9 protein-coding genes are annotated in these 10,933 nt (G+C 35.5%); 6 read left to right on the forward strand and 3 right to left on the reverse strand.

The genetic code is table 11. The annotated features are described in order from the left end of the window. Positions 1 to 91: 91 nt before the first annotated feature. From JCM10512_RS20550 to JCM10512_RS20560, 3 genes are read right to left on the reverse strand one after another with little or no spacing between them, the layout of a single operon-like run. Positions 92 to 1,144 (reverse strand): tyrosine-type recombinase/integrase, encoded by a 1,053-nt coding sequence (locus JCM10512_RS20550; protein ID WP_044165764.1) that lies wholly within the window; start codon positions 1,142 to 1,144, stop codon positions 92 to 94. Beyond that, positions 1,128 to 2,093, reverse strand: coding sequence for a tyrosine-type recombinase/integrase (locus tag JCM10512_RS20555; protein ID WP_044165765.1), 966 nt, complete (start codon positions 2,091 to 2,093; stop codon positions 1,128 to 1,130). Before JCM10512_RS20555 ends, JCM10512_RS20550 begins: the two co-directional genes overlap by 17 nt. Next, the gene (locus JCM10512_RS20560) at positions 2,090 to 3,307 is read right to left on the reverse strand and encodes a tyrosine-type recombinase/integrase (protein WP_044165767.1); all 1,218 of its coding nucleotides are present in this window, start codon (positions 3,305 to 3,307) and stop codon (positions 2,090 to 2,092) included. The genes JCM10512_RS20555 and JCM10512_RS20560 overlap by 4 nt, the downstream gene beginning before the upstream one ends. A gap of 304 nt (positions 3,308 to 3,611) precedes the next feature. On the opposite strand from JCM10512_RS20560, the gene JCM10512_RS20565 reads away from it, so the two are divergent. From JCM10512_RS20565 to cap2-3, 6 genes are all read left to right on the forward strand, one after another. Beyond that, a complete protein-coding gene (locus JCM10512_RS20565; protein WP_044165770.1) occupies positions 3,612 to 4,679 on the forward strand; it encodes a ComEC/Rec2 family competence protein in 1,068 nt (355 codons plus the stop codon). Between the two features lie 143 nt (positions 4,680 to 4,822). Further along, entirely contained in the window at positions 4,823 to 5,389 is a 567-nt protein-coding gene (locus JCM10512_RS20570) for a hypothetical protein (protein ID WP_183209646.1), read from the forward strand. A 24-nt stretch (positions 5,390 to 5,413) separates the two neighbouring features. Next, positions 5,414 to 6,703, forward strand: a complete 1,290-nt coding sequence (locus JCM10512_RS20575) for an AAA family ATPase (RefSeq protein WP_044165773.1) — start codon at positions 5,414 to 5,416, stop codon at positions 6,701 to 6,703. Positions 6,704 to 6,708: 5 nt separating this feature from the next. Next, positions 6,709 to 7,299, forward strand: a complete 591-nt coding sequence (locus tag JCM10512_RS20580; RefSeq protein WP_044165775.1) for an RloB family protein — start codon at positions 6,709 to 6,711, stop codon at positions 7,297 to 7,299. 26 nt (positions 7,300 to 7,325) lie between these two features. Continuing rightward, on the forward strand, positions 7,326 to 8,519 hold the full coding sequence (mblB, locus tag JCM10512_RS20585; protein ID WP_052517329.1) for an anti-phage 6A-MBL system MBL-fold protein: 1,194 nt from the start codon (positions 7,326 to 7,328) through the stop codon (positions 8,517 to 8,519). Further along, positions 8,497 to 10,785: an anti-phage 6A-MBL system cap2_3 protein gene (gene cap2-3, locus JCM10512_RS20590; protein ID WP_044165778.1), complete on the forward strand. Its 2,289-nt coding sequence runs from the start codon at positions 8,497 to 8,499 to the stop codon at positions 10,783 to 10,785. Before mblB ends, cap2-3 begins: the two co-directional genes overlap by 23 nt. The last annotated feature ends 148 nt before the right edge of the window (positions 10,786 to 10,933 follow it).

Raw genomic sequence — 10,933 nt, forward strand, 5'->3', positions numbered from 1 at the left:
ATCGCATTATCCTAACTTAAATAAAATCCAAACCTTTAGATGAATATATCTTATATACAGTTATATGTATCATCTAAGGTTTGGATAATTTCTATTTATCTACAATATTTTTGACACCTAAAAATGCGGCAAGACTTTTTGACTGGGATTTCCATTTCTTCGGAATCCCTTTTTTACCTTCATCCTCTAAAGTTGCCAATGCTTTTGATTCCTGTTCTGTGGTAATATCCAGATAAACCATTGTCGTATGAAGATTGGCATGCCCTAACAGAAAAGATATCTGGACAATATTCATCCCGTCCTCCAGCCAATGCGATGCTTTTGCATGCCTGATTTGGTGGGCATGTAAGTCAATCGGGACTTCGTTGCATATATCATGTGCGACGACAGCATATTTTTTCAATTGCTTATTCACGCCTTCGGGAGATATTTTCTCCAAGATGCTTTTGCTTCTCGAATAAAATACATACGCATCCGGGTTTGGCTCTGCCGGGTGGAACTCTTTTAAATATTTCCTCAAATGGGCAACTGCCTTAGGCAAGAGATACAAAGTCCTTATTTTGCAGCCTTTGCCAACAACTGTAATATACGGCTTACCTGCATCCATATGCAGTTGGTTGATTTTCAGTGACAAAATCTCATCAATCCTGGCAGCCGTGCAATACAGTATAACCATAAGAACCAAATCTCGTTGTCCTGTCCTTGTGGAAACATCGGGTACCGACATTAGTGATTTGATTGCATTTTTACTCATGCCAACGACTTTTTTCCTAAATACTTTTTGCCGGAGAATTAAAGTTGCTCCTTGGTATATGGAAAGATAAGTTATTTCTTTCTCTGCCACATATTTTAGAAAAGCTCTTAGAGCAGCTAAACGGATATTGCAGGTTTCAGGGCTGCACCCCCGCTTGCTTTTCAACCATAGTATCCATTCCTCAATATAGGGTCTTGACAGGCATTCAAAACACAAGATTGAAGAATCAATCTTTTTTTCTGTCTCCAAAAACTTAAAAAACAACGATAATGTCGTCATGTATGTCCGGATTGTATGCAGGCTGTTGGATTTTATGGACAGGGTATATTCATTTATCCACTTATGGATATATTGAGCTATTTTATAAGCTTCATCATTTGTTCTTTTCATCTTGTTCAATATTTGGTATTAAGTCATTAAAAGATTCTTCCGATACATCTTCTATTATGTTGGAAAGTCCCGGCACCAGGGCATAATATTTTTTTGTACTCTCGATATTGCTATGCCCCATACTTTTACTCAAAGAAAGGAGTTTGGTATGAAGGTTCAATCCGTCCCCAATCCAATGGTTTATATTTTCAATGGCGTAATGGTGCCGGAGTTCATATGCAATCGCTCTGGTGCGGTTCCTTTGCTGCCATAGCTTCCTGAAGTAATAAGTAATCCAAACGCCCTGATAATTTTTATTTTTAGTCGTTGGAAAGAAAAATATGCGGTTGGGCAATAGCTTGGAAACAGACGAATCGTATATTTTCATCAGTTCAAGCATGGAATCATGGAGGACAACGAAATGCTGGTCGTATCCCTTGGAATATTGGACATTGACAACTCCTGTTTGCAAATCGACATCTTCATATCTTAATAACAGGACTTCGGTGGTTCTCATTCCGCTGCTATAGAGAAGGCGGAAGACAACCGGAATTGTGATTTTCCTTATCTCCCCGCTTAGTCCGGATTTTACCTCGATAGTATCACAGGAATAGAAAAAGTTATTTAATTCTGTCCGAGTAAAAGCATGTGGTATATAAGCACGTGGCCTACTCTTCGGTGTTGATGGCAATTGAACATCAACCAGTCGCCGTTCTTTTGCATAACGCAAAAAACTGAGGACAGGATATACCCTTGAAATAACCGAATTATTGCATTCAGTTGCTCTTTGCGCACACCATTTGTCGACCATCTCCTGCGTTAATTGTTCAGCCAGCGGATATTCGCTGGCACAATAATGGTCGAAAAAAATCAAATTCTTGATGTAGCTATAGCTTGTACGTCCCGATGCAATCCTGTAGGATTCATATTTCTCCAAAATATCCGCTAAAAATGATTGGTATTTCTTCATGATTGAAAAACTTTTTTCTCGACAGGAAAACAATCGATACTTAACGCACATGCTTTCAAATGTGAAAAATCCGAGCTCAGATACGGATTGAGGGAATCCGGCGACTGATGCCCCAACGTTGAACTGATAACGGGTTGCTGAATCCCGTTTTCCAATAGTGATGTGGCTAAATGATGACGGAAAAGATGGAACCCGTGCCTATCCCCGGCATTGTTCCTAATCCCTGCTTTTTTCATTATTCCCACACATATGGCATGCAGGTTGCTTGTGTGTAATCTTCTGTAAGGGGCGTTCACAGTAAGGAATACAGTTTTTTCAATAGTTTCTGGTCTTTCTTTTGTTATGTAATCGAACAGGGCATTCCCTACTGTGGCCCGCATTGGAAGGACTAATGGAGCCCCGGTCTTTTGTTGCCTGATATGTATTATATCATGTTCCCAATCTATATCATGAAGGGATAAGGCTGTGATATCGCAACTTCTCAGCCCCGTGTAATATGCCAATAAACCAATGGCTTTATCTTGCAACGAAAGTGAAGTGTCATTATCCAATACTGATTTAACCCGTTTAGTTTCATCCTTGGTAAGATACTGAATGTTTTTCTTCCTTTGCGGGAAAGAGGGCAGGTAGGATATGATTCTTAAACAAGTGTCGCTGTGATAAAATGGAGCATTTATTTTTAGTGCGTTTTTTACATAGTATATGAAATCATAACTTCTTATCTTATCATCTCTAGAAAAAACATCAATCACACTTTCCTCCGTAACTGATTCGAGTGTGTTTATGCCATTCTTTTGCAATCTCAACAGGAAAGAACAGGCGGAGTATTCTATGCCCTTATAGTAGGACGTGTTGGTTTCTTGTTTGACAGCATTACGGAATGTTTTAATAAACAGTCTGAACTCTTCAGCCAGATAATGGTAATTTGAAGGTTTATGGTAGTGTTTTCCACCATCCGGCATCTGTGATTCCAAATCAAATCTTTTGATTACCAGCAATCCCCTGAGCCTGTTTGCCAAAGTGTGCCTGTTCCTCCATTTGTCAATATATACCTGATAAACATCATTATACGTTTCCCACCTGTAATTTTTAGATTCATCCAGAATCCAGTTGATTTCCTTCTCTATAAACCTTATATATTGCCTGCCATAGTTGTTGGCTTGCATATAAGACAGGAGAAGCGGATAATTGTTTCTTAAATTTTGTAAGTCCATACTGCTGTTATTAAAGTTTATAAATAGACTTACAAGGTAAAAATATTAAATTTAGTTGAGAAAGTTGATGGTTGATTTTCAATAATATGAGTCAATTCTTTATTGTTCTCGCTTAGGACTTGGAACAGATTGAAGGGAATAAGAACATATAGCATTTATTGATAAAGCAAAAATAGAAGCAGCCCTTTTGGTCTTCTATTTTTAAAATAAGACTTTTATCTGCATTTGTGTAGAATAAAATTGTTTTATTGGATTTTATTTTGTATTTTTGCTGAAAATATGAAAATATAAAAAATAAAAGGATATGAGTGAAGAATTAGCATTTGAAATTGACTTCCATCCAGTAGGAGATGGAGAGAAAGGTGGTGACGCCATTACGATACAGTATGGACGGCTTAATAGCACTTATAACCATTCTCAAAAAGTTATAGTCATTGATGGAGGAACACTGGCCAGCGGAGAAAAAATAGTTGAACATATCAAAACTGTGTATAATACTGATACCGTAGATTTAATAATTAATACACACCCTGACAATGACCACTGTTCCGGGTTAAGGGAGGTAATAAATAATCTTAAGGTTAAAGAGATTTGGGTACATCGTCCATGGCTTTCGTCCAACGAATTCCTTAGTATGTTTAAGGATGGAAGAATCACAAGTAACAGTTTAAAAGAGAAGCTGAAAGACGCTTTAAATATAGTTTCGGAGATAGAATCTCTTGCTAAAAGCAAAAGGATTATACTTAGAGAGCCTTTTACTGGTTTGACCTTTGATGACGGTGTTATAACTGTTTTAGGTCCTACGCAAGATTTTTACAAAGAGTTATTACCCCAGTTCCGGTGTGCGCCAGAACCTGTTAACGAAAGTCTTCTGTCTAAGGCTTTCTCTGCCGTTAAAGATACCGTTCAGATGATTGCAGAAGCAATGCATATAGAAACACTTGATGAATCAGGTGAAACAAGCCCTGAAAACAACTCAAGTGTGGTTTCCTTGTTTTCTTATGCAGGACAAAAAGTTTTATTTACTGGTGATGCTGGCATACCTGCATTGAAAAGTGTAATAGAAAAAGCAAGCTATAATGGCATTCAATTAAATAACCTTCATATGTTACAAGTTCCACACCATGGGAGTAAGCGTAATGTAAGTCCAAGTGTTTTAAACTCAATTAAAGGACAAAGTGCGTATATATCTTGCCCCATGAAAGGAGACCCTAAACACCCTGCGAAAAAAGTGACTAATGCATTAATTCGCAGAAATATGCAGCCTTTTCATACAAAGGGAAATATTCTTTGCCGGAAACATAATACACATGATAGAGTAGGCTATTCTTCGGCAACACCGATTCCGTTTTACGATCAAGTTGAAGAATAATGATAGAATTTAACACATATTCGCTCAAAGCAAGAGTATACCCATCAGTGATAGTTTTATTTCCTTGTTTTATATTGGCTATAGTTTATGTCACCAATGTTGAACTATATTACCACTATTTTACGTCTTTTACATGTCTTGGTGTGTTCTCATTTGTATTAGCACAGATAGGTCGGCATAATGGAAAGAAAAAAGAAAATAAACTATTTAAACAGTGGGGTGGAAAGCCTACTAGTTTGATTTTGAGGCATTCCAATGACCATTTAGACATTCATACGAAAAAACGTTTTCATACAAAACTGGAACAAACGATTCCTGATATTAAGATCCCCACTAATGAAGAAGAAATGGAGAATTTACAAGCAGCAGATGTAATATATGATAGTTGTACAAAATTCTTGATTTCAAAAACACGAGACACAAGCAAATATTCATTACTATTTAAAGAAAATATCAATTATGGTTTTAGAAGGAATCTATGGGGGATGAAAACGTTGGCTATAGGAATTATTACTATTTGCATACTTGTTCACTCTTTTATGATGACGCAAAAATTTACTTCTATTGAAACAGTGAAAACAAAAGATTGGATGCTACTAGGTATCTTTATTCTTTTTGTTTTGTTTTGGTCACTCATGGTTAACAGAGAATGGGTTAAAACAACAGCACTCGCCTATGCTGAAAGATTGTATGAAACTTTACATGAATAAAAATAAAATCAAATTATAAACAAGATGATACTCGAATTAAAAATAAAAAATTTTCTTTCATTCAAAGAAGAAGTAACGTTTAGTTTTGAAGCCACAAAAGATAAATCTTTTGAAGATTATCAAGTGGTAGAAGTAGCTCCAAATACCCGTATTTTAAGGCTTGCAATTGTATATGGCGCAAATGCTTCAGGGAAAAGTAATTTACTAAATGTTTTTGATTTTCTTAGAAACTTTTGGTTTGAAATTCCAGAAGACAAAGATGAATCGACAGGTGTTATTCCTTTTTTATTGGATGAAGAAACGCCACAAGAACCCTCTGAATTTTCTTTGACATTCTATACAGAGGGAATAAAACATCTTTATTCCCTTATATTGGATAAGAAAAAAGTCATTTCCGAAAAACTTTTTGTATATCCTGGAACACAACCTGCACTTATTTTTGAAAGGAAGTTAAATGGAAATATTTCTGAAATAACATTCAACCCCAAAAAAGTAAAAATTAGTCAACCTGCAAAAGATGAGATTACAGTAAAATGCTTATTAAATATGTCTGTTTTGGCTGCTTACAACAGAGTAAACGTTGCTGTTCCTGAAATAGATAATGTAACTCAATGGATGAAAACTCAATATAGCCTGCCATCTATTGAGCCTCATACAAGGTTAGTTGATTTTGCAGAAGAAATGATTGCTAAAAACGCATCAATTAAAAAACATATACTGAATTTCCTATGTAGGGCTGATTACAATATCACGAATATCAATACGGAAGAAATCGAGGAAAATGTGCCTGATGATATGTTGTCCTTGTTGCTAAGCAAAGTAGGAAACTTGCCCGATGATGAAAAAGAAAGGTTGAAAAAAGAAAAAACAATTAAACTTACCAAAACGGAGTTTGAGCATAAAGTTATAAATAAAGATGGTGTAAGTAAATTCTATAAAATGTCTAAAGGATTGCAATCGGCAGGAACTATACGAACACTTGGCTTAGCAAGTGCAATTAGTCAGCTGGTTGATAATAATGCATTTTTAGCAATTGATGAAATTGAATCATCCCTGCATCCGCGATTGGTTGAATTTATCATTGAGGATTTTTTCAAACGGAAAGGACAATCTCAATTACTTTTAACAACCCATTATGATGGTCTTTTGGAAGAAGATGATTTATTGAGAAAGGACAGTATTTGGTTTACCAATAAAAAAGAAAGTGGTTCTACGGAATTATATTCTTTGGCTGATTTCAAAGGGGTTAACCGCATCAGTTCTTTACAAAAAGCATACAAGTATGGTAAGTTCGGAGCCACACCAAATATTTAAGAACTATGGGTGGAAGGAAACAAAAAATACGAGAACCTAAATCCGGCATTTACATAGTCGGAGAAGGAATAACTGAGCAATATTATTTCTCGCATATCAAGAAAATACTAGGCCTTCATTGTACTATCAAGCCAAGATTTTTTGGGAATACGAGTATTGCCGAGATGAAAAAGAAAATAGAAGAACTATTACGCGGAGATATTTTTGTAATCTGTGTATTCGATGCCGATGTTGCTGCACACAACGAAAGTGAACGCAAAAAATTAGAGCAACTTCAAAACAAATATCGGAAGAATAAGAATCTTCTTTTCTGCAATAGTTTGCCTTCAATTGAATATTGGTTTTTACTTCATCACGAACATACCAACCGCTATTTCAAAGATGCTAAGGCAGCCGAAGCTGCATTGAAAAAATACATCAATGACTATGAAAAGACAACTCAATTTCTTGAAAAAGAAAAATGGGTACAGGATTTATGTTCACTAGACAAGTTAAATCAGGCTATTGAACGTTCCAAACGTTTTGATCCGGAGCATGGTTCATACACAAACATACACGAAGCATTTGACATTTTATTGAACGACATGCGAGGCTAAATGAATATTAATTAAAAAACAAATATATGAGCAACCACAAATTGAAATTTTATCCGGTTAATAATGGTGATACCGTGCTGATAACGCTAAAAGATGAAACTACCATTTTATTTGATTCTAATATCAGAGAAACAGGCAAGGATGCAGATGGAAATCAAATTTATGATGTAAAAAAAGACCTTTTGGATTCTTTGAAAAAAAAGAATAGCAACTACCATTTAGACTTATTTGTATTATCACATCCTGACGAAGACCATTGTCGTGGTTTCAAAAAGCATTTTTATCAAGGAGACCCTGAAAGTTATTCCGATTCAAACCGAAAAGCAGATGAAATAATAATCGATGAAATCTGGACAACTTCATTATTGTTCAGTTGTTCAAGTTGCGATGATTCAAAAGCATTTAAAAAAGAGGCCGAAAGACGTCGTAAATTATGGGATGATAATGATAAAAATAAGGATAAGCCGGGAAACAGAATCCGCATGATTGGCTATGATGGAGATGCGAAATTTGAGAATGTTCCGTATAACACGCCAGGTGATACCCAAAATATATTAAACGGCAATGTTAAATCGGATTTTGAGTTTTTTATACATTCACCATTCAAAGAAAGTTTGATTACAGCAACTGCAGATAAGAATAAAAATTTTAGCAGCATTGTCGTTCAAGCCCGTTTTAAAGTAAATTCAACTGACAGAGATTTCTGTACCTATGCTCTTTTTGGAGGTGATGCTGACCATCATATATGGGCTAAAGTATGGGAGATATCAACTAAAAAGAGCAATAATAATGAGGATAAACTAAAGTGGGATTTGTTTTTAGCACCTCATCATTGTTCGTGGACATATTTTAACGATGTTCCTTATGACGACAAAGAGGAGAATAAGACACCTAAAGATACGTCACTAAAAATCTTGGGTAAGAAAGTAGGAAACGGTCAGATTATCGCTTCTTGCAAACTGATTAAGAAAAATGGTGATAATCCGCCGCACCACCAAGCAAAGGATGAATACATTAAAAAACTTAACAAAAAAGAAGATTTTATAGAATTGGCAAAAGAGCCTAAAGAATCTGAACCCAAACCAGTTATTTATAAAGTCACTGCGCAAGGCCCTGTAAGAGAAGACAAAACTCAACAAGGAAGTGCGGCCGCAGCAGCCGGAGACGGAATAGGCGCAGCTAATACAAGATCTGAATATGGTTCAAAATCTCTACTCTAAGAAACTTAAAGTATATTCGGGAGAGTTATCCACGGAAATCCGCCATTCTATTCAGAATATTAAGTCATTGCTTAATAAACGTAAACTTGATATTCTTGAATGGGACGAAAATTCTGTGGCCATAAGTGTCGTACTAAAGATACAACTTCCGCCACGAGGCAATTACCAAGATATTGACATTCGCGAAAAAGAACCTGTCCTGATTGTTTTTAATAAGTTATCATACCCCTACAAAGCACCACGGGCATTTTCAGACCGATTAGATTTTCCGAAGAAAAAACTGGCACATCTATATGTGTCAAAAACTGGAAAGCCTGCACCTTTTTGTTTGACCAGAGGAAACTTAGACGAATGGTTTGCTGAAAAAGAAATAAGAGACTATATATTTCAGATTAAAAGTTGGTTATGTGATGCTGCAAGTGGAGAGTTGGCTTCTGACAATAACCAGTATGAACCACTACGATTAGAAGGGTATAATGGAACAAGTGTTTATAAATATAAAGAATTTGCTGATTATGTAAATAGCAAACAAGGAATAACATCGAATACAGGTTTTGTATTAGGTCTATTTTATGAAACGCAAGCTAAAACAGAAAAAAAAGCGGCATCCTTTCGCTTTCTTGGTTTTGTGGAAACTACGGATGATGTTGGAAAAATATTCAAGAATAATCTTGGATTAACCGGAGAAAATCACATTGACAAATGGCAGTATGGTATTATATTGTGGGATAAAAACCATACTGTACAAGAGGAATATCTTGTGGAACTACCGTCGTGTGGAAAGGAATTATATCATTTTATCAATACCTTTAATATGGATATATCTGCTGCGTTGGAAGCATATTGTGGTTATGATATATCCACTAAAAGAAGTAGCTTTCCGATAATTGTATCTATAAAACGCCCTCATAATGTTATTGGTTATAATTCTGACATTGAATTTGTAAACTTTAGTACGGCAGTTTCTTTAGAGGAGATAAATGCAAGACAATTAAATGCCGATTCAAAAATTGTTTTTCAATCTCATATTGAACCTTTGAGTATAGAAAAGGCACGTGAAGTATCAGGTTTGAGAAATGGTTTAGGTTCATTAATTATTGCCGGATGTGGTGCATTAGGCTCAAAAATAGTTATGCATTTAATTAGGAGCGGGTATTCCAATATGCTTTTATTAGATGGGGATTCTTTTTCAGCGCACAATTTAGTTCGACATTCTCTTTTCCCGGAACAAGTTGGTAAAAACAAAGCGATTGCTTTAAAATCTGTTGCAGAATCATTTTATAAATACGACAACCTGGAAGAAGACTTAATTGCTCTGCCTATAGATGCGGATATTTTTACAGACCCTAAAATCCTCGATGAAGCAGATTGGTTTTTAGATTTTACAGCATCAAAGTCTTTTTTCAATCATCAAATTAAAAATATCAAAGAAACATCTACTAATATTTGTAAAGCCACGATGCTTAATAATGGGAAACTTGGAGTTCTTTTCGTAGAGGGAAAGAACAGGAGCCCAAGATTGGATGACTTGTTAGTTTTGACATATGATTTATATAAACAATATCCATTTATTAGCCAATATCTACAAAGCGAACACGATAGGAGTAAACAGGAATCTACAATTATAAACGTCGGCGTTGGTTGTAATTCAGAAACAACAATATTATCCGACGAAGTAGTATCAATTCATTCTGCTGCTTTTTATGGTGTTCTCAAGAATGAATACGAAAGAAAGAGTTTCAAGGATGATGGATACATTTTCATCAATAGAATTGATACTGAAAACGAGTTTAAGATAGAAAGTTATTCTTTTGTTGTGCCACCTCTAATAACTATAACCCTGCATAATGGCTGGGAAGTGCGAATAAAGCCTGAAATTGCCATAAAAATGAAATCTGAAATGGGAGTTGCTATGCCTTATGAAACAGGTGGTGTTTTTATTGGGACAATTAATAAAAAGAATAGAACCATCCATGTTACAGATATGATTCCAGCACCAAGCGATAGCGAATCAAATGAGGTTACCTTTTATAGAGGAATAAACAATCTTCCCGAAGAAATTGACAAGATAAAGAAAATGTCGGGACAAGTTTTTGGATACATTGGTGAATGGCATTCGCATCCGTTTGGCCCCAATGGATTAAGCCAGCAGGATATGAAGGAAGTAAATAAGCATTTGAAAGAATTTAGAAGTCTTTCAAATCCTATACCATTGTTCATTATGTTGGCTACACCTGAAGGCTTGATTCCTTTTGTTTTTGAATGATTCTCAGATTTGCCAGCGAGTTTTTAACTCGCTGATATTTGCAATGAAAACTATATATAAAATCAGAACTTGTTTATAGCTAATCAACATATAATTAGAAATTTATAATAAAAGGTTTGGATTTTATTTAAGTTAGGATAATGCGATT

The organism is Bacteroides reticulotermitis JCM 10512 (genome assembly GCF_000517545.1).
Classification (GTDB): domain Bacteria; phylum Bacteroidota; class Bacteroidia; order Bacteroidales; family Bacteroidaceae; genus Bacteroides; species Bacteroides reticulotermitis.